This is a genomic window from Kitasatospora sp. NPDC056076, assembly GCF_042266305.1.
Lineage (GTDB): Bacteria > Actinomycetota > Actinomycetes > Streptomycetales > Streptomycetaceae > Kitasatospora.
Genome location: NZ_JBHJWG010000072.1, coordinates 1 through 26,583, shown reverse-complemented (window position 1 = coordinate 26,583; position 26,583 = coordinate 1). Strand labels below are relative to the sequence as shown.

At 71.6% G+C, this 26,583-nt stretch carries 21 protein-coding genes and 1 tRNA gene; 12 read left to right on the top strand and 10 right to left on the bottom strand.

Annotated features, from left to right (window positions below; all coding sequences use genetic code 11):
* Positions 1 to 145: 145 nt before the first annotated feature.
* A complete protein-coding gene (locus ACFC1T_RS35995; RefSeq protein WP_375896318.1) occupies positions 146 to 1,105 on the top strand; it encodes a LysR family transcriptional regulator in 960 nt (319 codons plus the stop codon).
* Positions 1,106 to 1,118: 13 nt separating this feature from the next.
* On the opposite strand, the gene ACFC1T_RS35990 is transcribed toward ACFC1T_RS35995, so the two are convergent.
* Together ACFC1T_RS35990 and ACFC1T_RS35985 are read right to left on the bottom strand one after the other, a co-directional pair.
* Positions 1,119 to 2,129, bottom strand: coding sequence for a hypothetical protein (locus tag ACFC1T_RS35990; RefSeq protein WP_375896317.1), 1,011 nt, complete (start codon positions 2,127 to 2,129; stop codon positions 1,119 to 1,121).
* Positions 2,126 to 2,647, bottom strand: coding sequence for a SigE family RNA polymerase sigma factor (locus ACFC1T_RS35985; protein WP_375896314.1), 522 nt, complete (start codon positions 2,645 to 2,647; stop codon positions 2,126 to 2,128). The genes ACFC1T_RS35990 and ACFC1T_RS35985 overlap by 4 nt, the downstream gene beginning before the upstream one ends.
* 208 nt (positions 2,648 to 2,855) lie before the next feature.
* Here ACFC1T_RS35985 and hrpA point away from each other — a divergent pair, with 208 nt between their 5' ends.
* Both hrpA and ACFC1T_RS35975 read left to right on the top strand, forming a co-directional pair.
* Positions 2,856 to 6,836, top strand: a complete 3,981-nt coding sequence (gene hrpA, locus ACFC1T_RS35980) for an ATP-dependent RNA helicase HrpA (protein WP_375896312.1) — start codon at positions 2,856 to 2,858, stop codon at positions 6,834 to 6,836.
* 132 nt (positions 6,837 to 6,968) lie between these two features.
* Positions 6,969 to 7,042 (top strand) — tRNA-Asp (locus ACFC1T_RS35975).
* Positions 7,043 to 7,389: 347 nt separating this feature from the next.
* Here ACFC1T_RS35975 and bldC read toward each other — a convergent pair.
* Both bldC and ACFC1T_RS35965 read right to left on the bottom strand, forming a co-directional pair.
* On the bottom strand, positions 7,390 to 7,596 hold the full coding sequence (gene bldC / locus ACFC1T_RS35970) for a developmental transcriptional regulator BldC (RefSeq protein ID WP_014137253.1): 207 nt from the start codon (positions 7,594 to 7,596) through the stop codon (positions 7,390 to 7,392).
* 487 nt (positions 7,597 to 8,083) lie between these two features.
* Positions 8,084 to 8,980: a hypothetical protein gene (locus ACFC1T_RS35965; protein ID WP_375896309.1), complete on the bottom strand. Its 897-nt coding sequence runs from the start codon at positions 8,978 to 8,980 to the stop codon at positions 8,084 to 8,086.
* 207 nt (positions 8,981 to 9,187) lie between these two features.
* Here ACFC1T_RS35965 and ACFC1T_RS35960 point away from each other — a divergent pair, with 207 nt between their 5' ends.
* Both ACFC1T_RS35960 and ACFC1T_RS35955 read left to right on the top strand, forming a co-directional pair.
* Positions 9,188 to 10,345 carry a Glu/Leu/Phe/Val dehydrogenase dimerization domain-containing protein gene (locus tag ACFC1T_RS35960; protein ID WP_375896306.1) on the top strand — a complete coding sequence of 386 codons (1,158 nt, stop codon included), beginning with the start codon at positions 9,188 to 9,190 and terminating at the stop codon, positions 10,343 to 10,345.
* 418 nt (positions 10,346 to 10,763) lie between these two features.
* Positions 10,764 to 11,021, top strand: a complete 258-nt coding sequence (locus ACFC1T_RS35955; RefSeq protein WP_375896303.1) for a DUF3073 domain-containing protein — start codon at positions 10,764 to 10,766, stop codon at positions 11,019 to 11,021.
* A gap of 276 nt (positions 11,022 to 11,297) precedes the next feature.
* On the opposite strand, the gene purM is transcribed toward ACFC1T_RS35955, so the two are convergent.
* The 3 genes from purM to ACFC1T_RS35940 form a co-directional block, all read right to left on the bottom strand.
* Positions 11,298 to 12,383, bottom strand: a complete 1,086-nt coding sequence (gene purM / locus ACFC1T_RS35950; protein ID WP_375896300.1) for a phosphoribosylformylglycinamidine cyclo-ligase — start codon at positions 12,381 to 12,383, stop codon at positions 11,298 to 11,300.
* A gap of 83 nt (positions 12,384 to 12,466) precedes the next feature.
* Positions 12,467 to 14,050 carry an amidophosphoribosyltransferase gene (gene purF, locus ACFC1T_RS35945; RefSeq protein WP_375896298.1) on the bottom strand — a complete coding sequence of 528 codons (1,584 nt, stop codon included), beginning with the start codon at positions 14,048 to 14,050 and terminating at the stop codon, positions 12,467 to 12,469.
* 240 nt (positions 14,051 to 14,290) lie between these two features.
* Positions 14,291 to 15,136: a diacylglycerol kinase gene (locus tag ACFC1T_RS35940; RefSeq protein WP_375896295.1), complete on the bottom strand. Its 846-nt coding sequence runs from the start codon at positions 15,134 to 15,136 to the stop codon at positions 14,291 to 14,293.
* A gap of 126 nt (positions 15,137 to 15,262) precedes the next feature.
* Between ACFC1T_RS35940 and ACFC1T_RS35935 the strand changes: the two genes are divergently transcribed.
* Together ACFC1T_RS35935 and ACFC1T_RS35930 are read left to right on the top strand one after the other, a co-directional pair.
* Complete coding sequence (locus ACFC1T_RS35935) at positions 15,263 to 16,546, top strand: adenylosuccinate synthase (protein WP_375896292.1); 1,284 nt, start codon at positions 15,263 to 15,265, stop codon at positions 16,544 to 16,546.
* A gap of 125 nt (positions 16,547 to 16,671) precedes the next feature.
* Positions 16,672 to 17,274, top strand: a complete 603-nt coding sequence (locus tag ACFC1T_RS35930; protein ID WP_375896291.1) for a GNAT family N-acetyltransferase — start codon at positions 16,672 to 16,674, stop codon at positions 17,272 to 17,274.
* Between the two features lie 20 nt (positions 17,275 to 17,294).
* On the opposite strand, the gene ACFC1T_RS35925 is transcribed toward ACFC1T_RS35930, so the two are convergent.
* Positions 17,295 to 17,450 carry a hypothetical protein gene (locus ACFC1T_RS35925; RefSeq protein WP_375896289.1) on the bottom strand — a complete coding sequence of 52 codons (156 nt, stop codon included), beginning with the start codon at positions 17,448 to 17,450 and terminating at the stop codon, positions 17,295 to 17,297.
* 357 nt (positions 17,451 to 17,807) lie between these two features.
* Between ACFC1T_RS35925 and ACFC1T_RS35920 the strand changes: the two genes are divergently transcribed.
* The 3 genes from ACFC1T_RS35920 to metG all read left to right on the top strand — a co-directional run bounded on the left by ACFC1T_RS35920 (position 17,808) and on the right by metG (position 20,708).
* On the top strand, positions 17,808 to 18,656 hold the full coding sequence (locus ACFC1T_RS35920) for a helix-turn-helix domain-containing protein (RefSeq protein WP_375896286.1): 849 nt from the start codon (positions 17,808 to 17,810) through the stop codon (positions 18,654 to 18,656).
* The gene (locus ACFC1T_RS35915) at positions 18,653 to 18,853 is read left to right on the top strand and encodes a DUF397 domain-containing protein (RefSeq protein ID WP_375896283.1); all 201 of its coding nucleotides are present in this window, start codon (positions 18,653 to 18,655) and stop codon (positions 18,851 to 18,853) included. Before ACFC1T_RS35920 ends, ACFC1T_RS35915 begins: the two co-directional genes overlap by 4 nt.
* A 133-nt stretch (positions 18,854 to 18,986) precedes the next feature.
* Positions 18,987 to 20,708: a methionine--tRNA ligase gene (gene metG, locus ACFC1T_RS35910; protein ID WP_375896281.1), complete on the top strand. Its 1,722-nt coding sequence runs from the start codon at positions 18,987 to 18,989 to the stop codon at positions 20,706 to 20,708.
* Between the two features lie 120 nt (positions 20,709 to 20,828).
* Here the strand turns inward: metG and sbnB are convergent, their stop codons facing one another.
* Positions 20,829 to 21,836, bottom strand: a complete 1,008-nt coding sequence (gene sbnB / locus ACFC1T_RS35905) for a 2,3-diaminopropionate biosynthesis protein SbnB (protein ID WP_375896278.1) — start codon at positions 21,834 to 21,836, stop codon at positions 20,829 to 20,831.
* A 72-nt stretch (positions 21,837 to 21,908) separates the two neighbouring features.
* Positions 21,909 to 24,140, bottom strand: a complete 2,232-nt coding sequence (locus ACFC1T_RS35900; protein WP_375896276.1) for an MMPL family transporter — start codon at positions 24,138 to 24,140, stop codon at positions 21,909 to 21,911.
* Between the two features lie 461 nt (positions 24,141 to 24,601).
* Between ACFC1T_RS35900 and ACFC1T_RS35895 the strand changes: the two genes are divergently transcribed.
* Both ACFC1T_RS35895 and ACFC1T_RS35890 read left to right on the top strand, forming a co-directional pair.
* Positions 24,602 to 25,699, top strand: coding sequence for an ATP-binding cassette domain-containing protein (locus ACFC1T_RS35895; RefSeq protein WP_375896321.1), 1,098 nt, complete (start codon positions 24,602 to 24,604; stop codon positions 25,697 to 25,699).
* Complete coding sequence (locus tag ACFC1T_RS35890; RefSeq protein WP_375896273.1) at positions 25,696 to 26,514, top strand: ABC transporter permease; 819 nt, start codon at positions 25,696 to 25,698, stop codon at positions 26,512 to 26,514. Before ACFC1T_RS35895 ends, ACFC1T_RS35890 begins: the two co-directional genes overlap by 4 nt.
* The last annotated feature ends 69 nt before the right edge of the window (positions 26,515 to 26,583 follow it).

Here is a 26,583-nt window from a genome sequence, read left to right as displayed (position 1 = left end):
CAGGTCCGAAAATCACCCAGCCGCCGGAGCACCCACCCCCGGAACCGCCCCCGGACCCACCCACCCTCCCGAAAGCCCACCACCCCACCCCAGCCCCGCGCAGCGGCCCCCCCACCCCCACAACGGCACCCGCTAGGGTGCCGAGGTGGATCTGGATCTGGCACAGGTAAGAGCCTTCACCGCAACCGCCGAAGAACTCCACTTCGGCCGCGCCGCCGGCCGCCTGGGCATCACCCAGCAGGGCCTGTCGAAGCGGGTGGCCCGCCTGGAGGCCGCCCTCGGCGTCCGCCTGCTGGAACGCGGCGCCCGCGGGGTGACCCTGACCGCCCCGGGCGCCCGGTTCCTGGAGCCCGCCCGCCGCCTGCTGTCCCAGGGAGAGCGGGCCGTGGCGGCGGTGGCAGGTGCCGGGCGGCCCCTGCGGATCGACGTGTGGGGCCACCTGTACGCCCCGATGCGCACCCTCGCCCAGGCGGTGGACGCGGCGCCGGGCCTGGAGGTGGAGCCGGTGCCCGGCCGCGACCTGCCCTCCGTGGCGGCCGCGGTGCTGCGCGGCGAGTCGGATGCCGGGTTCGGCCGGGTGCACGCCCTCCCCGGCGGCACCGACGCCGGTCTGACGCACCGCCTGGTCCGCCTGGAGCCGGTGGACGCCCTGCTGAGCGCCGACCATCCGCTGGCGGGCCGCGACGCCCTGGCCCCGACCGATCTGCGCGGCAGCGTGCTGCGCTACCCGGCGGCGGTGGACCGCCTGGACTTCCTGACCCGTTTCGCCACCCGGTTCGGCATCGACGGCCGGGTCGGTTCGACCAACCTCGGCCTGGAGCACTTCCTGGACCAGGTCGCCGCGGATCCGACCTGCTTCTCGCTGGTGCCGGCCGACGGCCCGCTGCCCGGCCGCCCGGGTGTGCGGACCGTTCCCCTGGCCGGCCCGACCCCCCTCTACGCCTGGTCGCTGCTCTGGCGCTCCGACCGGGGCGCCGACCGGGGCGGCCAACTGGACTTCCTACTGGGGGCGTTCACCGCGGAGGCGGCCCGCAGCCGGTGGCTGGAGTACGACCCGGCCCGGGACTGGCTCCCGGACGCCGACGAGGCCGCGCTCCAGCCCTGAGCTCCGGCCCCGCTCACCACCAGGCCTTCTGGGTCCGCAGCACCGATCCGTCGGCCGCGTAGGAGACGACGGTGTTGTTGCCGGGTGCCGGGATGCGGATGACGGCGTACCAGCGGACCGGGGAGTCGCCGACCGCCACCGGCTCCGTCTCGATGACCATGCCGCTCTCCCACTTGACCACGACCCTCTCGACCTCGGGCCGGGCCTTGACGACCACCATCTGCGGGCTGCCCCCCGTGTCGACGACGCGGTTGAGCCCGCGGCTGCCGATCACGGCACCCTGATCGTCCTGCGCCGTCCCGCCCGGGCCGGGAACCGGGTCGACGAAGTCGCCCGGCTGCCGTTTGCCGTCCACGGTCAGGTAGACCTCGGCCCGGTCGGTGTTCGGGGTCCAGGGCTGGAGGCCGCCCCCCTGGGGGTCGTCCGGCAGGCGCGGGTCGACGGTTCTCCGCTCCTGCTGGATCAGCCGGGCCTGGGCCAGGCCGTCCGCCGCGGTGGGCGCGGCCGGCCACAGGGCGATCCAGGCTTCCAGGGCGTGGCCGCTCACCGTGCCTTCGTTGATCTTGACCCGCAGCGGCGAGAACGGGTCCCGGGCCGGCCGGGACGGCGAGGGCGTCGCGGAGGCCGTCGGGGCGGCTCCGGCCGAGGAGACCGTCGGGGACACCGGGGCCACCCCGGGCCCCGGCAGCTCCGGCGCCGACGGGGCGCCCGGAGCCGCCGGGGAGACGGCCGCCGGCGGGACCGCCGCCACCGAGGCGCTGCCGGCGCCCCGCCCGTACCCGCCGAACACCGTGCCCGGGCCGCCGATCAGCGTCCCCGCCCCGCCGACCGCGACGACCAGCCCGGCAACCGCCGCCCCGGTCAGCAGCCGGCGCCGCCGCAGCCGCCGCCGCCCGCCGGCCAGCAGCCGGTCGTACGGCACCGGCCCGGCCTCGACGCTGTCCGCCAGCTCGCCCAGCTCCCACGAGACCACGGCCTCGGCCGCCTCCACGTCCTCGTCCCCGGGCATGGACTCCGTGCTCATCTGCTGCTACCTCCGATGCTGGCCAGTCCGTTGAGTGAGGAGGACTCCCGCAGTTTGGCCAGCCCCCGGGCGGCCTGGCTCTTCACCGTGCCGACCGAGCAGTTCATCGCGGCCGCGGTCTGGGACTCGCTGAGGTCCTCCCAGTACCGCAGGACGACGGCCTCCCGCTGGCGCGGCGGCAGGGCGGCGAGGGCGCCGAGCAGCACGGCCCGGTCGTCCGGGTCGGGGCCGGCCGGGGCGGGCCGGTCGGGGAAGGCCTCGACCAGGTACTCGACCGGTCTGCGCCGGTACCGCCGGGCGTGCTCGTTGATCAGGATGCGGCGCACGTAGGCGTTCGGGTCGTCGGCCGCCCGGACCTTGTTCCAGTGCACGTAGGCCCGTTCCAGCGCCTGCTGGACCAGGTCCTCGGCGCCGTGCCGGTCCCCCGCCAGCAGGTAGGCCGTCCGCAGCAGCCGTGACCACGCACTGCCGGTGAACGCCCGGAACTCCTCGTCCCGTGCGGTCTCGTGGGCTCCCATGAGCACCTCCTCCCCCTCCAGAGTCCGGAACCGCCGTGGATCGTTGCCCGGCCCGTCGAACGCGTTCCACCCGACCCGTCGGACGCGTTCCGCGCGGCCCGCGCGACCGGGGCGCCCGGCGTTCGCGATTGGGCACCGGCGGCTGTGACACTGGAGGGGCTCGAAAACCGAGGTGCGCTCCGCCGTGCCTCCTTGCGAACCTAGAGGGATGCCCGCAGTGAGTTCTCCCGCAGTCCAGTCCGCCTCCGTTCCCGCCGAGGGTCCCGGAATCGGTGAGCTGGCCGCCCGCCTGCCCGAGCTGACCCTTCGCGACGAGGTGCGGATCGGGCGCCGGCTGGAGGGGGCCCGCCGGGTCCGCAAGCCGGAGGCCCGTCAGCAGGTCGCCGCCGAGATCGCCGCCGAGATCGACCGCGCCGAGCTGCTGGTCGAGCAGCGCCGGGCCGCAGTGCCGAAGATCACCTATCCCGCCGAGCTCCCGGTCAGCCAGAAGAAGGACGACATCCTGGCGGCGATCCGGGACCACCAGGTGGTGATCGTCGCCGGTGAGACCGGTTCCGGCAAGACCACCCAGATCCCGAAGATCTGCCTGGAGCTGGGCCGCGGCGTCCGCGGTCTGGTCGGCCACACCCAGCCGCGCCGGATCGCCGCCCGCACGGTGGCGGAGCGCGTCGCGGAGGAGCTGGACACCCCGCTCGGCGAGGCGGTCGGCTGGAAGGTCCGGTTCACCGACCAGGTCGGCCGGGACACCCTGGTCAAGCTGATGACGGACGGCATCCTGCTGGCGGAGATCCAGACCGACCGGGACCTGCGCCAGTACGACACCCTGATCATCGACGAGGCGCACGAACGCAGCCTCAACATCGACTTCCTGCTCGGCTACCTCAAGCAGCTGCTCCCCCGCCGCCCCGACCTCAAGGTCGTGATCACCTCCGCGACCATCGACCCGGAGCGCTTCGCCCGGCACTTCGGCGACGCCCCGGTGATCGAGGTGTCCGGCCGCACCTACCCGGTCGAGGTCCGCTACCGCCCCGTCCTGGACGACGGCGACGACGAGGCCGACGAGGCGGACCGCGACCGCGACCAGATCCAGGCGATCTGCGAGGCAGCCCAGGAGCTCCAGGACGAGGGCCCGGGCGACATCCTGGTCTTCCTCTCCGGCGAGCGCGAGATCCGCGACACCGCCGACGCCCTCACCAAGCTGAAACTGCGCGGCACCGAGATCCTCCCGCTGTACGCCCGGCTCAGTTCGGCCGAGCAGCACCGGGTGTTCCAGCGCTCCGGCAGCCGCCGGATCGTGCTGGCCACCAACGTGGCCGAGACCTCGCTGACCGTCCCCGGCATCAAGTACGTGATCGACCCGGGCAACGCCCGGATCTCCCGCTACAGCCACCGCACCAAGGTGCAGCGGCTGCCGATCGAGGCGATCAGCCAGGCCAGCGCCAACCAGCGCAAGGGCCGCTGCGGCCGCACCTCGGACGGCATCTGCATCCGGCTCTACTCGGAGGAGGACTTCCTCTCCCGCCCGGAGTTCACCGACGCCGAGATCCTGCGCACCAACCTGGCCTCGGTGATCCTGCAGATGACGGCGGCGGGCCTGGGCGACATCTCCGCCTTCCCGTTCCTGGACCCGCCGGACTCGCGCAACATCAAGGACGGCGTCCACCTGCTGCACGAACTGGGCGCGCTGGACCCGGAGGAGAAGGACCCGCGCAAGCGGCTGACCGCGCTCGGCCGCAAGCTGGCCCAGCTCCCGGTCGACCCGCGGATGGCCCGCATGGTGCTGGAGGCGGACCGGAACGGCTGCGTCCGGGACGTCATGGTGATCGCCGCCGCGCTGTCCATCCAGGACCCGCGCGAGCGCCCGGCCGAGAAGCGCCAGGCCGCCGACGAACGGCACCGCCGGTTCACCTCGGAGACCTCCGACTTCCTGTCCTACCTGGCGATGTGGCGCTACGTCCGGGAGCAGCAGAAGGAGCTCTCCTCCTCGGCCTTCCGCCGGATGTGCAAGTCCGATTTCCTCAACTACCTGCGGATACGGGAGTGGCAGGACGTCTACACCCAGCTGCGCACCGTCGCCAAGCAGTTGGGCGTGACGATCGAGGAGCCGCACCCCGACGCCGAGCCGGACGCGGACCGGATCCACCAGTCGCTGCTGGCCGGACTGCTCTCCCACATCGGCCTGTTCGACGTGGAGAAGCGCGAGTACGGCGGCGCCCGCGGCGCCCGTTTCGCGGTCTTCCCGGGCTCCGGCCTGTTCAAGAAGCCGCCGCGCTGGCTGATGTCGGCCGAGCTGGTGGAGACCTCCCGGCTGTGGGCCCGGATCAACGCGAAGATCGAGCCCGAGTGGGTCGAGCCGCTGGCCGGGCACCTGATCAAGCGCAGCTACAGCGAGCCGCACTGGGAGAAGAAGTCCGGTGCCGTGCTGGCCTACGAGAAGGTGACCCTCTACGGGGTGCCGATCGTCGCCCAGCGGAAGATCAACTACGGCCGGATCGACCCGGAGCTCTGTCGCGAGCTGTTCATCCGCAACGCGCTGGTCGAGGGCGACTGGGAGACCCACCACAGGTTCTTCGCCGAGAACCGCAAGCTGCTCGGCGAGGTCGAGGAGCTGGAGAACCGGGCCCGCCGCCGGGACATCATGGTGGACGACCAGACCCTGTTCGACTTCTACGACGCCCGGCTGCCCGAGGAGGTCGTCTCCACCCGGCACTTCGACTCCTGGTGGAAGAAGGCCCGGCACGAGCAGCCGGACCTGCTGAACTTCGAGAAGTCGATGCTGATCAACGACGCCGCGGACGGCGTCACCGAGGCCGACTACCCGGACCACTGGCAGCAGGGCAAGCTGCGCTTCCGGCTGACCTACCAGTTCGAGCCGGGCAGCGACGCGGACGGCGTGACCGTCCACATCCCGCTGCCGGTGCTCAACCAGGTCACCGCGGAGGGCTTCGACTGGCAGATCCCCGGTCTGCGGGAGGAGCTGGTCACCGCGTACATCAAGTCGCTGCCGAAGGCGATCCGGCGCAACTTCGTGCCGGCCCCGGACTTCGCCCGGGCGGCGCTGCGCGCGGTGAAGGACCGCCAGGAACCGCTGCTGCCGTCCCTGGAGCACGCCCTCAAGCGCCTGACGGCCGTCACGGTGCCCCCGGAGGCCTGGGACGACGAGCGGGTCCCGGAGCACCTCAAGGTGACCTTCCGGGTGGTGGACGGGAAGCGCCGGCTGGCCGAGTCCAAGGACCTGGAGGAGCTGCGGCTGAGGCTCAAGCCCAAGCTCAAGGAGACGCTCTCCTCGGCCGCCTCCGGGCAGGGCATCGAGCAGAGCGGGCTGACCGCCTGGCCGGCCGGGCTGCCGGTGCTCCAGCGCACCTTCGAGCAGCGCTCCCGCGGCCACTCGCTGCGCGCCTACCCGGCGCTGGTGGACGAGGGCGCCACGGTCGGCGTGAAGCTGTTCGACACCCCGCCGGCGCAGGCGCAGGCGATGTGGGCGGGCACCCGCCGGCTGCTGATGCTGACCACCACCTCCCCGGCCAAGTCGATCCAGGGCCGGCTGGGCAACCAGGCCAAGCTGGCGCTCTCGCACAGCCCGCACGGCTCGATCGCCGCCCTGTTCGAGGACGTGGTCGCCGCCGCGACCGACCGGCTGATGACGCTGGCCGGCGGCCCGGCCTGGGACGAGGCGGCCTTCGCCAAGCTGCACGACAAGGTGCGGACGGACCTGTACGACCTGTCCGCGGACACCACGCTCAAGACGGCCACCGCGCTGATCGCCTTCCACAAGGCCTCGACCCGGTTGAAGTCGGTGAGCAGCCCGGTGCTGCTGAACGCGGTGAACGACGTCCGGCTGCACCTGGCCTCGCTGGTGCACCCGGGCTTCGTGACCGCCACCGGCTGGCAGCGGCTGCCCGACCTCAAGCGCTACCTGCTGGCGGTGGACCGCCGGCTGGAGGCGCTGCCCAACCACCCGCAGCGGGACGCCCAGCAGCTGCTGAAGGTCCAGCAGGTGCAGCAGGCGTACGGGGAGCTGCTGGCCGCCGTGCCGGCCGGGCAGCAGCCCTCCGCGGAGGTGCTGGCGATCCGCTGGATGATCGAGGAGCTGCGGGTCAGCTTCTTCGCCCAGGGGCTGGGCACGCCGAGCCCGGTCTCGGAGAAGCGGATCACCAAGGCGATGGAGGCGGCCCGGGCCACGCTGTGACCCGGGCGGCACCGCTGAGCTGCGGGTGCGCCGTGGGGCCCTCAGGAGCCAGTTCGACCTGGGGGCCCACCATGGGCTACAGTCTGTCTTGTTCGCAGCGCGGCAAGCGGGTGAACGAGATCAGAACACTCTGGTCCTGTGGAGCAGTTGGTTAGCTCGCCACCCTGTCAAGGTGGAGGTCGCGGGTTCAAGTCCCGTCAGGATCGCCGCAGTGCGAGAGGCCCGGAATCGTCAAGGTTCCGGGCCTCTCGCGTTTGGCCGTACGGCCCCTACTCCGCACCGGATCCGGACCACAAGTGGTTGAACGCGTGACGGTCGTCACCCGCACCCCCGTGAAACCGCCCTCGAAACGACCCGTTCCGGACTCCACTAATTTAATATGTAAAATTGCACTGTTATTCACTGTAAATCCCCCCCGCACCATGCGCACCGAATCGTTATCCGGAGTTCAGCATTCCGACCGTTGGGGGCCGTCGCCGGGTATGACAAAGGGGCCGCTTACCGGACCCGGCGGAGTCCGGTAAGCGGCCCCTTCGAAAGAGCCTTTGGCCTATCAGGCCTCAGTGCGCTGAGCGGGAATCCCCGCCAGCAGAGCGCGCACCTCCGCCTCACGGTAGCGGCGGTGACCGCCGAGCGTGCGGATCGACGTGAGCTTGCCGGCCTTGGCCCAGCGGGTGACCGTCTTCGGGTCCACGCGGAACATGGTGGCAACCTCTGCCGGCGTCAGCAGCGGCTCAGCATCAGGGGTACGAGCGGTCATGAGCGGCCTCCTCGGGAGAACCGAACCAGGGCGGTTCTATCCTTCAAATTCTGCACCTTGGCCCGCGATGCCCGAAATGGCATAGACGGGCCGAGTCGGTTATAGGACGAACGGCTTGTCCTGGTGTCTACAACTACACCATCCGTCCAGCCCTATCGACCAAACCGCCAAAATTGACCCCTCACGGGTTCAAGGCCGACGGATGGCGATGGACCACCCCATAACGGACAGTCACACGGCCGTGACGTCCGGTTACGAGGGGACCAGACCCTCCGTTTCCCCGCAAAGCACGCATCGACTCCAGAACCACCCAAAAGTGGGCACGCTCACGTGAAGTTGGGCTGGTTGTCCCATTTTTGCACATAGGGGTTAGTTCGCGTCAACGGTGAGTAGTGTCACGTTCGACAGCTATTGACCCGAACCGGGACCTTGGTCGGCACCGTTGTGGACCAAAGACCTCTGACAGTCATACACGGGAGGTCCGACGTCAGTTCGCGTGCCGCAGCGCCAGCACCCGCTGCCACCGCCCCGTCAGCTCCCCGTACGCCCGCAGCGCCTCCGCGGTGTCCCCGGCCCGCAGCGCGCGCAGCCCGTCCTCCAGCTCCCCCGCCGAACGGTCCGCCAACAACCGCTCCGGCCCCAGCAGATGCACCAGCCCCCCGTAGTCCAGCTCCACCAGCGAGCGCGGATGGAACTCCTCCAGCCACCGCCCGACCCGCTCCGCCCCGCGCACCAGCTCCCCGTCCGGCACCGCCTCGCGCAGCGCCCGGTAGGCCCGTGCCACCCGGCGCCGCGCCTGGGCCATCGGCACCAGGTAGAACAGCGCCGCCGGCCTCCCCCGCTCCCCCTCCTCCGTGCCCGCTCCCCCCGGAACGAAGCACCGGTCCTCGTCCCCGAACGGCAGGAACCAGCGCACCGGGACCTCCCACCGGCTGGTGAGGATCCACGGCCGGGCGTCCGGGTGCCCGGCCAGCCAGCGCTCCCGGTCCGCCTCGGCGGCCGCCCGGGTCACCGGCGGCACCGCGGTGTCCACCAGCGCCACCGGGGCCCCCGCCCGCAGCTCCTCCAGCGCCTGCCAACTGCGCAGCCTGGTCGCCCACGGGCACACGTACAGTACGCCGTCCACGGTCCGCAGGTACGCCCGGCCGCTCTCCTGCTCCGGCAGCGCCCGGGGCGTGCGGGCGGCCAGCTCCACCAGGGCGGCCCGCTGCTCCTCCAGCACCGCCGCCGCGACCGACTGCTCCGCCGCGGCGGCGTCCGGCCCGTGCTCCGCGGCGTAGGCCTGCCAGTGCGCCCGCTCGGGCTCCGGATAGGCCGCCAGCGGCTCGTAGACCCGCAGGTGGGCCGCGTAGGGCGGCAGTACGGAGGTGCGCACGACGGTCACGTCCTGCATGGTCGCACGCGCCGCCCGGCCCCGGGAGGGCGCGACCCCGAACCGTTCGCGCCCGGACTCCGGCCCCCTCGCGTCTCACTCCTCGGACAATGGGCACAAGCTCGGACAAGAGGGCCGGTCGGGCCCGCGCGCGCGACTACGCTTTCGCCCCAGACGCCCGCACCACAGCAGCGGGCCCTCGATACTGGAGTCACCACAGTGACCGACGTACAGACCCCCGCCACGCACCCCGCACCCGGTGTGCTCAGCAGGATCTTCCGGACCGAGCAGGACGGCGCCCCCGGCGACGGCCACGAGCAGGTCGTCCTCTGCCACGACCGCAGCTCCGGTCTCAAGGCGATCATCGCCATCCACTCCACCGCGCTCGGCCCCGCCCTCGGCGGCACCCGCTTCTTCCCGTACGCCTCCGAGGAGGCGGCCCTGGAGGACGCGCTGAACCTGTCCCGCGGCATGTCCTACAAGAACGCGCTGGCCGGGCTCGACCTCGGCGGCGGCAAGGCCGTCATCATCGGCGACCCGAACAAGGACAAGAACGAGGCGATGCTCCGCGCCTACGGCCGCTTCGTCGAGTCGCTGCGCGGCCGCTACATCACCGCCTGCGACGTGGGCACCTACGTCCAGGACATGGACGTCATCGCGCGCGAGACCGAGTTCGTGACCGGCCGCTCGCCCGAGCACGGCGGCGCCGGCGACTCCTCCATCCTGACCGCCTTCGGCGTCTTCCAGGGCATGCGCGCCAGCGCCCAGGCCCGCTGGGGCCAGCCGACCCTGCGCGGCAAGCGGGTCGGCGTCGCGGGCGTCGGCAAGGTCGGCCACTACCTGGTCGGCCACCTGGTCGCGGACGGCGCCACCGTCGTCGTCACCGACCCGTTCGAGGCGGCCGTCAACCGGGTGCGCGCCGCCCACCCCGAGGTGGAGGTGGTCGCCGACACCGCCGCCCTGCTCCGGGCCGAGCTGGACGTCTACGCCCCGTGCGCCCTCGGCGGCGCGCTGACCGACGACGTGGTCGCCGCGCTCGGCGGGTTCGGCACCTCGATCGTCTGCGGTGCGGCCAACAACCAGCTGTCCCACCCGGGCGTCGAGAAGGACCTGGCCGACCGCGGCATCCTCTACGCCCCCGACTACCTGGTGAACTCCGGCGGCGTGATCCAGGTCGCCGACGAGATCGACGGCTTCAACTTCGAGCGGGCCAAGAACAAGGCCACCAAGATCTTCGACACCACCCTGGAGATCTTCACCCGGGCCGCCTCCGACGGCATCCCGCCGGCCGTCGCCGCGGACCGCCTGGCCGAGAAGCGGATGCGCGAGATCAGCGCGCTGCGCACGGTCCTGCTGCCGGGCTCGCGCCGCGGCTGATCCGGCGGGCCGGTCCGGCTCCGCCCGGACCCCCTCCGGACCCCTCCCGGGCGCCTGATGCGCGGGGGGCCGCCACCTCCGGCCCCCCGCGCATCACGATGTGGAACCGGATTCTCACTTCTGCGTCCGATCAGGTGATCCAACGCCCCCGTAGGGGGGATAATCAGTCCTGGAACGACGGACCCGAGACACCTCTGGACAGCGTGCAAATCGCCGCAAAACCTCCCCTGACCTGGGAAGACCTGGTCTCGGGTGCGGTCAGTGCGCGCCACGTCACAACCACGACGTACCGTCCAGCGGCGGAAACAGGTACCGTTAATGCTCCAAGGGACGGTCCTCCCATTCGGGCAGGCCGGTCCTGATCATGAACACGTGTCAGACTCGGGGCCGTGAGCCCCATCGTTGAGGGGGTCGACCCATGGGGCGCGGCCGGGCCAAGGCCAAGCAGACGAAGGTCGCCCGCGAGCTGAAGTACAACAGCGGCGGGTTCGATGCTAACCGTCTGTCCAACGAGCTGGGCGCATCGCCGTCCACCGCTCCGATCGACCCTGAGCCGATCGAGGAGGTGGAGGACGACGACCCGTACGCGGAGTACGCCGCCCGCTACGCCGACCTCGACGACGAGGACGACAGCGAGCCGGGCACCGGGCCGTCGCAGGCCTCCCGCCGCTCGTAACCGCAGCTTCGCCTGACCGGTCCTGACGCCCCTGGGCGCCGGACCGGTCTTCGGCGTTGCTGTGCTGCTACTCGCCCGCTCGCCTCCGGGGCGCTCCGACCCGGTGCCGACGCTCGGCGCTCCCTCGCTCGTTCCTCGCTCCCTCGCTTCTCCCTTTCGGCACCGGCGCGCCCCTTCGGCTCGGGGCGGATGGGCCCTGGGCGACCGGGGGCACCGCTACGTGCGAGAGGGCCCCTCCGGTGCACCGGAGGGGCCCTCTGCGCGTCCGACCGGCCGTCAGGCCGTCGTGAAGCCCTCGTAGGCGTTGTACAGGGCCGCACCGGCCTCGTGCTCGTCCGTGCGGTCGACCACGTCGCCGAGCAGCCAGGCCTCGACGCCCCGGTCCTCCAGGATCGACAGCACCACGTCCACCGAGTGCGGCGGGACGACGGCGACCATGCCGACGCCCATGTTGAGCGTCTTCTCGATCTCCAGGGTGGCCACCTTGCCGACCTCGGCGACGGTCCGGAAGACCGGCAGCGGGGTCCAGGTGCCGCGGTCCAGGCGGGCGTGCAGGCCCTCCGGGATCACCCGGGCCAGGTTGGCCGCCAGGCCGCCGCCGGTGACGTGCGAGAAGGCGTGCACCTCGGTGGCGCGGGTGAGCGCCAGGCAGTCCAGCGAGTAGATCCGGGTCGGCTCCAGCAGCTCCTCGCCGAGGGTGCGGCCGAACTCCTCGACCTTGCGGTCCAGCTTCCAGCCGGCCTCGTTCAGCAGCACGTGGCGGACCAGCGAGTAGCCGTTGGAGTGCAGGCCGGAGGCGGCCATCGCGATCACCACGTCGCCGGCCCGGACCCGCTCGGCGCCCAGCAGCGCGTCGGCCTCGACCACGCCGGTGCCGGCGCCCGCGACGTCGTACTCGTCCGGGCCGAGCAGGCCCGGGTGCTCGGCGGTCTCGCCGCCCACCAGGGCGCAGCCGGCCAGCGCGCAGCCCTCGGCGATGCCCTTGACGATCGAGGCGACCCGCTCCGGGACGACCTTGCCGACGCAGATGTAGTCGGTCATGAAGAGCGGCTCGGCGCCGCACACCACGAGGTCGTCCACGACCATGCCGACCAGGTCGTGGCCGATGGTGTCGTGCTTGTCCATGGCGGCCGCGATGGCCACCTTGGTCCCCACGCCGTCGGTGGCCGAAGCCAGCAGCGGCCGCTCGTAGTTCTTGAGGGCGGACACGTCGAAGAGGCCGGCGAAGCCGCCGAGACCGCCGACCACCTCGGGGCGGCTGGCCTTCTTCACCCACTGCTTCATGAGCTCGACGGCGCGGTCGCCCGCCTCGATGTCGACACCGGCGGCGGCGTAGGTGGCGCCGTTCTGGTTGCTGGTCACTGCGTGCGGCCCTTTCGGGTCAGGTGGGGGTGGTTCGGAAACAGCGGTGGGGCCCCGGTTCGCGGGACCCCACCGTGGATTCGCTACGGGCGGCGCAGCGCGTCGGCCGCGCCCGCCCCGCCGAGCAGCGACTGGACGCCGTCCAGGTCGCTGCCGCTGGTCGGCTTGCCGCGGACGGCCGGCTGCTGCTGGCCGCCCTTGATCTCGGCCTCCAGCAGGAGCTTGCCGAGCAGCGCCGGGTCCGGCAGCTCCATCGGGTACTCGCCGTCGAAGCAGGCCCGGCAGAGCTTGTCCTTGGGCTGCTTGGTGGCCTCGATCATGCCGTCGATCGAGATGTACGAGAGCGAGTCGGCGCCGAGCGTGCGGCCGATCTCCTCGATGGTCATGCCGTTGGCGATCAGCTCCGCGCGGGTGGCGAAGTCGATGCCGAAGAAGCAGGGCCACTTCACCGGGGGCGAGGAGATCCGGATGTGCACCTCGGCGGCGCCCGCCTCGCGCAGCATCTTCACCAGCGCGCGCTGGGTGTTGCCGCGGACGATCGAGTCGTCCACCACCACCAGGCGCTTGCCGGCGATGACCTCGCGCAGCGGGTTCAGCTTGAGCCGGATGCCGAGCTGGCGGATCGTCTGGCTGGGCTGGATGAAGGTGCGGCCCACGTAGGCGTTCTTCACCAGGCCGGAGCCGTACGGGATGCCGCTGGCCTCGGCGTAGCCGATCGCGGCGGGGGTGCCGGACTCGGGCGTCGCTATCACCAGGTCGGCCTCGACCGGGGCCTCCACGGCCAGCCGACGGCCCATCTCCACCCGGGAGAGGTGCACGTTGCGGCCGGCGATGGAGGTGTCGGGGCGGGCCAGGTAGACGTACTCGAAGACGCAGCCCTTGGGCTTGGCCTCGGCGAAGCGCGAGGTGCGCATGCCGTTCTCGTCGATGGCGATGAGCTCGCCGGGCTCGACCTCGCGGATGAAGGAGGCGCCGCAGATGTCCAGCGCCGCCGTCTCGGAGGCGACCACCCAGCCGCGCTCCAGCCGGCCGAGCACCAGCGGGCGGATGCCCTGCGGGTCGCGGGCGGCGTAGAGGGTGTGCTCGTCCATGAAGACGAGCGAGAAGGCGCCCTTGACCTTCGGCAGCACGACCTTGGCCGTCTCCTCGATGGAGAGGTCCGGGTGGCCGGCCAGCAGCGCGGTCACCAGGTCGGTGTCGTTGGTCGCGGCGGTCCGGCCGGAGCGCGAGACGTGCTCCTCGCCGGGCAGTTCGGCGACCATGGCCGCCAGTTCGGCGGTGTTCACCAGGTTTCCGTTGTGCCCGAGGGCCAGCGAACCGTGGACGGTCGCCCGGAAGGTCGGCTGGGCGTTCTCCCAGACCGAGGAACCGGTGGTCGAGTAGCGGGCGTGTCCGACGGCGATATGCCCGTGCAACGACCCCAGGGAGGCCTCGTCGAAGACCTGGGAGACGAGTCCCATGTCCTTGAAGACGAGAATCTGGGAGCCATTGCTCACTGCGATGCCCGCGGATTCCTGACCGCGGTGCTGCAGGGCGTAAAGGCCGAAGAACGTGAGCTTGGCGACCTCCTCGCCGGGAGCCCAGACACCGAAGACGCCGCAAGCGTCCTGGGGGCCTTTCTCACCGGGAAGAAGATCGTGGTTGAGTCTTCCGTCACCACGTGGCACGCCTTCGAGTCTAGGGCAGTTGACCAGGGCTTCCGGTACCCGGGAGGTCCGCTCCGGGCGGAGATCGCGGAGTAACGCGCGTAGACAAAACCCCTTACGGAGCCGGGAATTCGGGTGGGGGAATTCCGGCGGGCGGCGGTTGGCCTTGCGGTTCGCGCCTGTTGGGGCCTTCCGTGTGCGCAGCGGTGGTCGCCGGGCGGCTCCGAACGTGAGCCTGCTCACCCGGGATTCACCCGGAGGTCACGCGGCGGGCAGCAACAGGCCCCAGGCGCCCGGGTGCACCGTCCAGGTCCGGGCCCGGACCGGGCCGACCGGATGGCCGTCCGCCTCGTAGCCGAAGCCGCGCCCGACCACCGAGACGCTGGCCGCCCGCGCCCGCACCAGCGCGCCGGGCGCGCGGACCACCACCTCCAGCACGCCGGCGCCGTCCGCGCCGGCACCGGTGAGGGTCAGCTCGACCAGCCGGACCGGGCGGTGCACGTCGGCCAGCAGCCGGCCGTCCGCCTCGACCCGGACCCGGGGGCTGTGGTCGACCGCGTCGGAGGTGAGTGCGTTCGCCTGCTCGGCCGCAGCCAGTTTCGCCCATAGCGAACGCCAACCACCCGGACGGCCCTCCGAGCGGGGCGCTCCGCCGCCGGTGATCCGCACCCCGCCGAGCGCCACCCCGCCACCGTCGTCCACCAGCAGGTCGAAGGTGCGCGGCGACCCCGACAGCACCGCCCGCGCGGCCCGCACCGGCTCCTCCGGCACACCCAGTGCGCGGGCCGCCGCCAGCTCCTCCGCGCGGCCGACCGGAACCATGCCCACCGGATCCGCGCCCAGCTCACGCTGGCGGTGCAGGGCCTGGAGCACCCGCTGCAGGGCGAGGTCGGAACCGATCACCACCGGTCGCCGCCGACCCCGGTGCGAAAGCATCCGGTCGAGTTCGGTCGGGTTGTCCGGATAGGCCACCTTGACGTCCGCACCCCCGCAGAGCACGTCCCTCGCGATCCGCACCGACTCCCCGTCGGTCCGCCGGGCCACCGGGTCGAGCAGCAGCAGAAGGGGCTCGGGACCGCCGGTTCCAGGCGTGGACAGGGACGACACGACCGGTCCTTCCTCAGGTAATCTCTCGGTGCAAGAGCCCCTTGCGCCATTGCGCCAGGGGCTTCGTCTATCTCGGGGCAGACTGCGGCCTACGCAGGATGCCCCAACCGGAAGGGGTGTACGCCTGTGCCGGCACTCGTGCTCGTTGGCGCTCAGTGGGGGGACGAGGGCAAGGGGAAGGCCACCGACCTCCTCGGCGGCTCCGTCGACTACGTCGTCCGCTACCAGGGCGGCAACAACGCCGGTCACACGGTGGTCATCGGCGACCAGAAGTACGCCCTGCACCTGCTCCCCTCCGGCATCCTCAGCCCGAACGTGACCCCGGTCATCGGCAACGGCGTCGTCATCGACCCGGGCGTGCTGCTCTCCGAGCTGGCCGGCCTGAACGAGCGCGGCATCGACACCTCGAAGCTGCTGGTCTCGGGCAACGCCCACCTGATCACCCCGTACCACCGGACCATCGACAAGGTCACCGAGCGCTTCCTCGGCAAGCGCCGGATCGGCACCACCGGCCGCGGCATCGGCCCGACCTACGCGGACAAGATCAACCGCGTCGGCATCCGGGTCCAGGACCTGTTCGACGAGTCGATCCTGCGCCAGAAGATCGAGGCGGCGCTGCACGACAAGAACCAGATCCTGGTCAAGCTCTACAACCGCCGCGCCATCCCGGCCGACCTGGTGGTCGAGGAGTACCTGGGCTACGCGGACAAGATCCGGCCCTTCCTCGCCGACACCACCCTCGTCCTGGACGAGGCGCTCAAGGCGAACAAGGTCGTCCTGCTGGAGGGCGGCCAGGGCACCCTGCTCGACGTCGACCACGGCACTTACCCCTTCGTGACCTCGTCGAACCCGACCGCGGGCGGCGCCTGCACCGGCGCCGGCATCGGCCCCACCAAGATCGACCGGGTCATCGGCATCCTCAAGGCCTACACCACCCGCGTCGGCTCCGGCCCGTTCCCGACCGAGCTGCTCGACGAGGACGGCGAGGCGCTGCGCCGGATCGGTGGCGAGCGCGGTGTCACCACCGGCCGCGACCGCCGCTGCGGCTGGTTCGACGCCGTCATCGCGCGCTACGCGACCCGGGTCAACGGCCTCACCGACTTCTTCCTCACCAAGCTCGACGTGCTGACCGGCTGGGAGCAGATCCCGGTCTGCGTCGCGTACGAGATCGACGGCCGGCGGGTCGAGGAACTCCCCTACAACCAGTCGGACTTCCACCACGCCAAGCCGATCTACGAGACGCTGCCGGGCTGGACCGAGGACATCAGCAAGGCGAAGACCTTCGCCGAGCTGCCGAAGAACGCCCAGGCCTACGTGAAGGCGCTGGAGGAGATGTCCGGCGCGCCGATCTCCGCCATCGGCGTCGGCCCGGGCCGGGACGAGACGATCCAGATCAACTCGTTCATCTGAGCCCGTTCCTCCGGAGGGCCCCGCGGGACGCACCGTCCCGCGGGGCCCTCCGCTTTGCCCTCGACTCATTGCACTAGTACGTAAATCCATTGCATCTAGTGCAGAGGCGCGCTACGTTCGGGGGCATGACCGCGAAGCCGCCCACCGCCATCACCCTCACCGGCCGCCACATCCGCCTGGAGCCGCTGGGGCGCCACCACCTCGCCGACCTGTGGGCCGCCATCGGCTCCGACCCCGAGGTCTGGCGCTGGACCATGGACCTCCCGCCGGCCTCCGAGGAGGAGCTCGGCCGCATCCTGGACCTCCGCATCGCCGGGGCCGAGCGGGGCGACTCGGTCTGGTTCGCCGCCGTCGACCTCGCGGCCGGCACCGCCGTCGGCATCACCGGCTACCACGACATCAACCCCACGGACGAGTCCGTCGAGATCGGCGGCACCCTGTACGCCCGCTCCGTCTGGCGCACCGCGGTCAACAGCGAGGCCAAGCTGCTGCTGCTCACCCACGCCTTCGAGGACCTCGGCACCGGCCGCGTCTACTGGAAGACCGACGCCCTCAACGAGCGCTCCCGCAACGCCATCCTGCGCCTCGGCGCCCGGTTCGAGGGCGTCCTGCGCCGCCACCGCCTCCGCCCCACCGGCACCTGGCGCGACAGCGCCTACTTCTCGATGCTCGCCGACGAGTGGCCCCCCGCCAAGGCCCGCCTGACCGCCCGCCTCGCCCGCGGCTGACGGCGGGCCCCGGGCCGGGGCTATTCGTGCTCGGCGCGGGTGGAATGACGGGGGATCAACTCCCGTTTTGTCGCGCGGAGTTCCCGGGGCTGCATGTTGACCAGCCAGACCAGCCAGCCGACGAAAAGGACGGCGAGGAGGAGGGCGGACAATCCGGCGACCAGAAGGGCATTCACCGGGGTACGGAAATGCGCTGGGGGAGGTGGGGGCGGTGGGGGCGCGGGTGCGGGGGGCCGGGAGGGGGAGGAAGGGGCACGGCTGTCTCCGGTCGGTGATGCCGAACGCCCTGACCGTGCATCTGGGTGTATTTACGGCTGATTGGCAGGGCCGATAGGCGACTTGGCGACTGTTTAGGGGACAACAAGTCAGCGAGTGACACGGACGACCATAGGGTCAGGGTGCCAGAGTTGCTACCGAGGGACTGGACGTTCACTCCATCGTGGGGTATCCCCCAATTCGCTAGCTAGGGCCCGGTGTGCACGTCACACTTCACCGGAAGCATCGACCGAAGCCGCGATCCGGAGAAGAGAGTCATGCCACCCCGCTTGTCGCCGACCGTCCGCCAGCAGCGCCTGGGGATCGAGCTGCGCAAGATGCGCGAACGCGTGGGCGTGACGCCCAAGAGCCTGGCCGCCACGATCGGCACCGACCTGCCCAAGATCTCCCAGATGGAGAACGGGAAGTCGGGCATCAGCGCCGAACGGCTCCGGACCTGGGCGCGCACCTGCGGCTGCCCCGACGGCCCGTACCTGGACGCGCTGCTCGCCATGACCCAGGACCGCCGCAAGTACTGGTGGGACGGCTACCGGGGCCGGATGCCCGGCGGGATCATCGACATCGCCGAGATGGAGCACCACGCCGCGTCGCTCTCCATCCTCAACAGCACCTTCATCCCCGGGCTGCTGCAGACCCCGGACTACGCGGCCGCGGTGTTCGAGCGGCTCCCCGCCCAGCACCGCCAGGAGGCGCAGGTCCGGAAGGAATTCCGGATTCGGCGCCAGCAGATCTTCGTCGACCGCCCGAAGCCGTACAGCGCGATCCTGCACGAATCCGCGCTGCGGATGCAGTTCGGCGGCCCCGCCGTGCTGCGCGACCAGTTGCACAGCCTGCTGCTGAATTCCGAGCGGCCCGGACTGGAGATCCGGGTGATCCCGTTCAGTGTGCCCACGTACACCGGCTCCTCGGAGAGCCCGTATCTCGCGCGCGGGCCCGTCCCGGAGCTGGACACCGTCCAGATCGAGCTCGTGCACGGGCCGAAGTTCGTGCACTCCGAGGCGGAATTGTCGTCCTACCGACGGATCAAGGAGAAGACCGCGGCGATCGCGCTGGGGGCGGCGGAGTCCCGGGAGTTCATCCGGGCCTTACTGAAAGACTTCTCATGAGTACGTGGCGCAAGGCGTCGGCCAGCGGCGAGAGCACCGACTGCGTGGAGGTCAGAACCTACGCCGGGCAGGTGGAGATCCGCGAGTCGGACCTGCCCGAGGTGGTCGTGCGGACCACGCCGCGCAAGTGGGCGGCGTTCGTCCGCGGGGTCAAGGCCGGGGAGTTCGACCGGTACGCCGACTTCACCCGTCCGTGAGGCCGCGCTGCCCCCGTCGCGGGCCGGTCGGCGGGGCGGCCGACGGTAGGCTTGGCAGCCCACAGTGGACCCCTGCGCCTGGCACCGCACTCCGGGTGGGGTGCGCGTGCGGGAGAAATCGGAGCATCCGAGGATGGCTCGGCACCTGATCACCAGCGCCCTTCCGTACATCAACGGGATCAAGCACCTGGGCAACCTGGTCGGGTCGATGCTCCCGGCGGACGTCCACGCCCGCTACCTGCGCCAACGCGGCCACGAGGTGCTGTACATCTGCGCCACCGACGAGCACGGCACGCCCGCCGAACTGGCGGCGCAGGAGGCCGGGTTGCCGGTCGCCGAGTTCTGCGCCCGGGCGCACGACGCCCAGCGGGCGGTGTACGACGGCTTCGGGCTGTCCTTCGACCACTTCGGCCGCAGCTCCTCGCCGCAGAACCGGGAGATCACCCAGGAGATCGCCCGCGAGCTCCAGCGCAACGGCTTCGTCGAGGAGCGCGCGGTCCGCCAGGTGTACTCCAACGCCGACGGCCGCTTCCTGCCGGACCGCTACATCGTCGGCACCTGCCCGCACTGCGGCTACGACAAGGCGCGCGGCGACCAGTGCGAGAACTGCACCCGGGTGCTGGACCCGACCGACCTGCTGGAGCCGCGCTCGGCGATCAGCGGCAGCGCCGACCTCGAAGTCCGGGAGACCAGGCACCTGTTCCTGCTCCAGTCGAAGCTGACCGAGGAGGTCGAGGCCTGGATCGCCGCGCACGGCGACGACTGGCCGGTGCTGGCCTCCTCGATCGCCCGCAAGTGGCTGACCGAGGGCCTCCAGGACCGCTCGATCACCCGCGACCTGGAGTGGGGCGTCCCGGTGCCGGCCGACGTGTGGCCCGAACTGGCCGCCGAGGGAAAGGTCTTCTACGTCTGGTTCGACGCCCCGATCGAGTACATCGGCGCCACCAAGGAGTGGGCGGACGCCGCCCCGGCCGGGCAGCCGCGGGACTGGAGGTCCTGGTGGTACGAGGCCGACGACACCGTCCGCTACACCGAGTTCATGGCCAAGGACAACGTCCCGTTCCACACCGTGATGTTCCCGGCGACGATCCTCGGCTCGCGCCGCCCGTGGAAGAAGGTCGACTACGTCAAGGCCTTCAACTGGCTGACGTACTACGGCGGGAAGTTCTCCACCAGCCAGAAGCGCGGCATCTTCACCGACGTCGCGCTGGAGCTGCTGCCCGCCGACTACTGGCGCTACTTCCTGATGGCGCACGCCCCCGAGTCGGACGACTCCAGCTTCACCTGGGACCTCTTCGCCTCGGTGGTCAACAAGGACCTCGCCGACACCCTCGGCAACTTCGTGAACCGGGTGCTCTCGTTCAGCCGCAAGCGCTTCGGCGACGAGGTCCCGGCCGGGGCCGCGCCGGGCGGGGCCGAGGAGCGGCTCGGCGAGCAGACCGCCGGCCTGCTGGCCGAGTACGAGGCCCAGCTGGAGGCGCTCAACTTCCGCAAGGCGGCGCAGGCTCTGCGCGCGCTGTGGAGCGCCGGGAACGCCTACCTGGACGAGAAGGCGCCCTGGATCCAGGTGAAGACCGACCCGGAGGCGGCGGCGCTGACCCTGCGGACGGCGATGAACCTGATCCACCTGTACGCGGTGGTGTCCGAGCCGTTCATCCCGACCGCGGCGGCCGCGATGCGCGGCGCCTTCGCGCTGCCCGGGGACACCCGGACCTGGATCGACGGGGACGCGGCCCGGGCGCTGGACCTCGTCCCGGCCGGGACGCCGTTCACCGTGCCGCCGGTGCTGTTCGCGAAGGTCACCGACGAGGACCTGGCGGCCTGGGCGGCGCGCTTCGGCGGCGCGCAGGCCTGAGCACGCCACGAGGGCCCCGACCGCGGTCACGGCGGTCGGGGCCCTCGTCGGTGGTGCCGGGCCCTTCGTGGGGGGCGGGCCCGGGGTCGGCGGGCCCGGTGGGGCGGGCCCGGGGTGGGGCTACCAGCGGGTGGTCTCCGCGAAGAAGCCGGGGATCTCGGTCGCCCGGCCGGCCGCCACCGCCTCGTCGTGCACCAGCGCGCCGACCGCCAGGTCGAGCACGCCGAGACCGAAGGGCGAGAAGACCACCGGGCGGTCGGTGCCGACGGCGACCTCGCCCTCGATCACCTGGGCCAGCGTGCCGGTGACGAACTCCCGGTTGCCGTAGAGCTGTTCGGCCAGGTGCGGAGAGGTGTTCGCCTTCATGCAGTGCTCCACGTCGTCGAGCACGTTGTACGCGCCGCCGATGATCTCCGGCGCGAGGTCGCGCAGCGAGATGTTGAGCACCAGCTGCCCGGGGGCGAAGGTCTCCGGGTCGAGGATGTACGGCTCGCCCGCGGTGGTGGCCAGCACCACCACGTCGGCGCCCTTGAGCGCCTCGTGCAGGTCCTCCACCACCTGGGCCGGGTAGCCGAGTTCGGCGTCGGCGTGGTCGACCAGCGCCCGGGCGTACTCGGCCTTGCGGTCGTGCACCACCAGCTCGTCGATCTCCCACTGCTGGGCGCCGAAGAACTCCAGGATGTTGCGGGCGATGATGCCGGCGCCGACCACCGCCAGCCGGCCCGCCGTACGGCCGCCGCTGAGCACCTCGGCGGCGAGCACGGCGGAGGCCGCGGTGCGGGCCGCGCTGATCTGCGAGGCTTCCAGGACGGCGAACGGGTAGCCGGTCTCGTAGTCGTTCAGCAGCAGGGCGGCCGAGGCGCGCGGGAAGCCCCGCTCGACGTTGGCCGGGAAGCTGCTGATCCACTTGATCCCGGCCAGTCCGACGCCGCCGCCGAGGTAGGCCGGCAGGGCGATGATCCGGGCGTCCGGCTTGGCCGGGAACCGCAGGAAGTAGCTGTCGGGGTTCACGGACTCGCCGGCGCCGTGGGTCAGGTAGGTCTCCCGGACCTCCTGGACGATCCTCGGGCGGGCTCCCGCGATGAGCTCGCGGGCGGTGGTGCCGTCGATGACTCTGAACTCGAACACGGTGGTGGCTCCAGTCGGGTCCGCCCGGTGCGGGCGGGGGTCGGGCGGTGCTGAGGGGCGGGCGGGGCCGGGTCAGCCGACGTAGGCGGTGCCGGCCGGCTCGTGCTGGCCGGCGGCGTGGTGCGCCCCGGCGGCGTGCGCGGCGCGGGTGGTGCGGCCGCCGCCCAGCCAGCGCGGCAGGTACCAGTTGGCGTCGCCGAGCAGGGCCATCACCGCGGGCAGCAGCACCGCGCGGACCAGGGTGGCGTCCAGCAGGACCGCGACCGCCAGGCCGATGCCGAGCTGCTTGAAGTCCTGCATGCCCAGGGTGCCGAAGACCGCGAACACCGCGACCATGATCAGACCGGCGCTGGTGACCACCCCGGCGGTGTTGCGGATGCCGAGGCCGACCGCCTCCCGGCTGGACCTGCCCGAGAGGTAGGCCTCGCGGATCCGGGAGACCACGAACACGTGGTAGTCCATCGAGAGGCCGAAGAGCACCACGAAGACGAACAGCGGCATCCAGGACTCGATCGCCCCCGGCGCCTTGGTGCCCACCAGCGAGGCGCCCCAGCCGTGCTGGAACACCGCGGTCATCACGCCGTACGCGGCCGCCACCGAGAGCAGGTTGAGCAGGATCGAGGTGATCGAGATGGTCAGCGAGCGGAAGGAGACCAGCATCAGCAGGAAGGTGACGCCCATGACGAAGGCGAACACCGGGACGATGCTGCGGTCCAGCTGGTTGTTGTAGTCGACCGAGAAGGCGAGGTCGCCGGCGACCAGCGCGGTGGTGCCCGGAACGGTCTTGAGGGTCTGCGGGACGATCTGCCCGCGCAGCGCCGACAGGGCCGCCTTGGAGGTGGCGTCGGTGCCGTTGCCCGCCAGCGGAACGCTGATCTGGGCGATGTTCTTGTCCTTCCAGTACCGCACGTCGATCTGGTTGCCGGTCTTCCCGGAGGCCAGGGCGGCCTGCTTGAAGTCCTCGATGCTCTTGGCGACCTGCGGCGAGTCGATGGAGTCGGCCTTGACCACCACGGTGGCGGGCGAGGGCGACCCCGGGAACTCGCGGTCGATCCGCTGCGAGACCGAGACCAGCGGGTTGTCCGAGGGCAGCAGCTTGTCCATGCCGAGCTTCTCGGTCTTCATGCCGAGCGCCGGCAGGGCCAGCACCAGCAGCACGGCGGCGGACAGCAGGGCGAAGATCCCCGGGCGGGCCAGCACGCCGCGCAGCAGCGCGTTGGCGGGCTTCGGGCTCGCCGCGGCGGTCTGACGGCGCTTGCTGATCCACGGGATCCGGCCGGCCGCGACCTTGTCGCCGAGCATCGACATCAGGGCCGGCAGCACGGTCATCGAACCGACCACCGCGACCGCGACGACCTCGATGGTGGCCATCGCGAAGCCCTCGAAGACGGTCAGCCCGGAGAGGAACATGCCGGCCATCGCGACCATCACGGTGAGGCCGGAGACCATCACCGAGTGGCCCGAGGTGTGGGCGGCGATCCGCAGCGCGGTCGCCTTGTCCCGGCCGGCCGCCCGCTCCTCGCGCTCGCGGCGCAGGTAGAACAGGCAGTAGTCGACGCCGACGGCGAGGCCCATCAGGAACATCACCGAGTTGGTCATGCCGTCCACCGGCACCGCCTGGCTGCTCAGCGCGAGCAGCCCGAGCGCGCCGATGCAGGCGGTGACCGCCAGGGCCACCGGCAGCACGGCCGCCACGAAGGCGCCGAAGACCACCAGCAGGATGCCCAACGCGACCGGCAGGGCGGTCAGTTCGGCGCGGGTGAAGTCGTCGCCGAGGCTGTCGTTGATGCCCTTGAGGGCGGTCGCGCCGCCGAACTCGCCGAGGGTCACCTGGGGGTGGGCCTTGGCGGTGTCCTGGACGGCGGTGATCACCGGGTCGATCCGGTCGGCCGCGGTGTCCGGGTCGCCGGTGACGGCGAACATGATCAGCGCCGAGTGCTTGTCGGCCGAGAAGGCCTGGGTGGTGTACGGGTCCCGCAGGTTCTCGGCGAGACCGGTCTTGTTGACCGCGTCGGCGGTGGCCTGGACGGCGCCGCGGAACTCCGCGGAGTCCGCGGTCAGCGCGTCGCTGTGGACCAGGATCAGCTCGTTGACCGGGTCGTTGATCCCGGCGTCCTTGAGGATCTGGGCGGCCTTGCCGGACTCCCCGGTCCCGTAGTCGGCCTGGGTCAGGCTCTTCTGCCCGACCATGCCACCGAGCACGGTGACCAGGATGACCAGGATGATCCAGCCGAAGACGGCTGTCTTGCGGTGCTGGGCACTCCACTCGCCCAGCCGGGCCGCGAAATTGCTTTGACGTGCCATTACCTCTCCTGCGATCGGCGGCAATGATCAAGCCGCGGTGGCGACAGACGGGTTGGATGTGTCCTGACCGGCTCGAGGGGGACCGGCGGAATAACCATGACCGTAGGCCCTCGCGAACGGCTTTGGAGCCCCTGGGAGTTGCAGCATCCTGCGGTGGCAAGCTGCTGCCAGCGGAGGCGGGCCGGAGCCCCTTACCGGCCTCGTTTCCCCGGTGCTACGGTCGGTCCCCGTTGAGGGACAACCATTCGAGCGGACCACATTCGAGTGACGCCGGGCCGATGATTCGGGAAAGTCGGCCGGCCGCCCCGAGCGACCGACCGGTCGTCGAGTGCGCGAGTACCCGACCGGGCCCGCGGGCCGACCCGAACGATTCCACCGAATTTCACGATTCCACGCCGGAATGTGCTCCGGCGTCTGCTTTCCGAACGATCCACAGACCTCCGTGGAAGGGGGAATGAATGATGGACACCGCAATCAGGGCGACCGGACTCGGCAAGAGATACGGCGATCACCACGCGCTCAAGGGCGTGGACCTCGAGGTCGCGGCCGGCACCGTGCTCGGCCTGCTGGGCCCCAACGGCGCCGGCAAGACCACCACCGTCCGACTGCTCGCGACCCTGCTCGAACCGGACCAGGGGCGGGCCGAGGTGGCCGGCTTCGACGTCGTGCGCCAGCAGCGCCAGGTGCGCCGGCGGATCGGCCTGGCCGGTCAGTACGCCGCCGTCGACGGGCTGCTCACCGGTCGCGAGAACCTCGAACTCCTGGGCCGGCTCCTGCACCTGGGGCGCAAGGGCGCCCGGGAGCGGGCGGCCGAGCTGCTCGCCCGGTTCGAGCTGGAGGACGCCGCCGAGAAGCCGGCCCAGACCTACTCCGGCGGCATGCGCCGCCGGCTGGACCTGGCCGCCGCGCTGATCGGCCGGCCCGAGGTGCTGTTCCTGGACGAGCCGACCACCGGGCTGGACCCGGCGAGCCGGCTGGTGCTCTGGGAGATGGTCCGCGAACAGGTCGCCCAGGGGGTGACCGTGCTGCTCACCACCCAGTACCTGGAGGAGGCCGACTTCCTGGCCGACCGGATCCTGGTCATCGACACCGGCACGGTGATCGCCGAGGGCACCCCGGACGAGCTCAAGCGCAAGGTCGGCGAGGAGTGGCTGGAGGTGGGCGTCGGCACCGACGCGGCCATCGCCCAGGCCCTGGCCGTGCTCGCCCCGGTGGCCGCCGCCCAACCCGAGGTGGACCGCACCGGGCGCCGGATCACCGTCCAACTGGCCGACGGCATCGGCACCATCGCCGCCGCCGCGGTCGCCCTGGAGACGGCCCGGGTGCCGGTGACGGACTTCGCGCTGCGCCGTCCCTCGCTGGACGACGTGTTCTTCCACCTGACCGGGCGCGGCACCCAGATCGGCCGGGCCCCCGAGGAGGGCGCACCCGCGCTCGCACCGGGCGCACCGCAGCCGCGGACCGGGCAGGGCGAACGGCCCGGGCAGGGCGAAGAGGCCGAGCAGGGCGAACGGGAACCGGTGGCGGCCGCCGCCGGACGGACGGGAGACGAGCAGTGAGCGACATCGGCGCCTCGGCCGGCCTCGGCACGGCCATCGGAGACACCGCCGCGCTGATCGGCCGCCACCTGCGGCACCTGCGGCGCACCCCGGAGAAGATCATCGCGATCACCCTGACCCCGGTGACCATGGTGGTCGTGCTCGGCTACCTGTTCGCCAGCGTGGTGACCGTGACCGGCTCCGGCGAGTACCACGACTACGTGATGGCCGGGGTGTTCGCCCAGGTCGGCCTGACCTGCGTCGGCGTCGCCGCGCTGGGCGTGGCCACCGACCTGCGCACCGGGCTGATCGACCGCTTCCGCTCGCTGCCGATGGGCCGCTCCGCCGTGCTGGTCAGCCACACCGCGGCCGACCTGCTGACCGCCGCGGCCGCCACCTTCGCCGTCACCCTGGCCGGCCTGGGCGTCGGCTGGCGGATCCACAAGGACGTCGGCTCGGCGGCCCTGGGCTTCGTCCTGGTGCTGGCCTTCGCCTACGCGATGCTCTGGCTGGGCGCGCTGGTCGGCATGCTGATGCGCAACGCCGAGGCGATCAACGGCATCTCGGCGCTGTTCCTGGTCGTGCTGTCGTTCCTGTCCAACTCGTTCATGCCGCTGTCCGGGCTGCCCGCCTGGCTGCGCGCGGTGGCCGAGTGGAACCCGGTCAGCCTGGTGGCCGCGGCCTGCCGGGAGCTGTGGGGCAACGCCCCGTCGGTGGTCGGCACCAGCCTGCCGGACCGGCACCCGGTGCTGCTCGCGGTGATCGTGGTGGCGGCCCTGATCGCGGTGCTGATCCCGGTCAACCTGCGGGTCTACCGCACCGCGGTGACGCGTTGACGCACCACCCGGCCGGCCGGTTCGCACGGGACCGGGGAGAGGCCCGGCGAAACCCCCCGGCCCCGCCCG

Coding starts and splice junctions, on each gene's coding strand:
- bldC (WP_014137253.1), bottom strand. CDS start 7,596: ATGACCGCTCGTACCCCTGATGCTGAGCCGCTGCTGACGCCGGCAGAG.
- hrpA (WP_375896312.1), top strand. CDS start 2,856: ATGCCCGCAGTGAGTTCTCCCGCAGTCCAGTCCGCCTCCGTTCCCGCC.
- ACFC1T_RS35930 (WP_375896291.1), top strand. CDS start 16,672: ATGACCGCGAAGCCGCCCACCGCCATCACCCTCACCGGCCGCCACATC.
- metG (WP_375896281.1), top strand. CDS start 18,987: ATGGCTCGGCACCTGATCACCAGCGCCCTTCCGTACATCAACGGGATC.
- ACFC1T_RS35915 (WP_375896283.1), top strand. CDS start 18,653: ATGAGTACGTGGCGCAAGGCGTCGGCCAGCGGCGAGAGCACCGACTGC.
- ACFC1T_RS35985 (WP_375896314.1), bottom strand. CDS start 2,647: ATGGGAGCCCACGAGACCGCACGGGACGAGGAGTTCCGGGCGTTCACC.
- ACFC1T_RS35955 (WP_375896303.1), top strand. CDS start 10,764: ATGGGGCGCGGCCGGGCCAAGGCCAAGCAGACGAAGGTCGCCCGCGAG.
- ACFC1T_RS35895 (WP_375896321.1), top strand. CDS start 24,602: ATGGACACCGCAATCAGGGCGACCGGACTCGGCAAGAGATACGGCGAT.
- ACFC1T_RS35920 (WP_375896286.1), top strand. CDS start 17,808: ATGCCACCCCGCTTGTCGCCGACCGTCCGCCAGCAGCGCCTGGGGATC.
- ACFC1T_RS35990 (WP_375896317.1), bottom strand. CDS start 2,129: ATGAGCACGGAGTCCATGCCCGGGGACGAGGACGTGGAGGCGGCCGAG.
- ACFC1T_RS35900 (WP_375896276.1), bottom strand. CDS start 24,140: ATGGCACGTCAAAGCAATTTCGCGGCCCGGCTGGGCGAGTGGAGTGCC.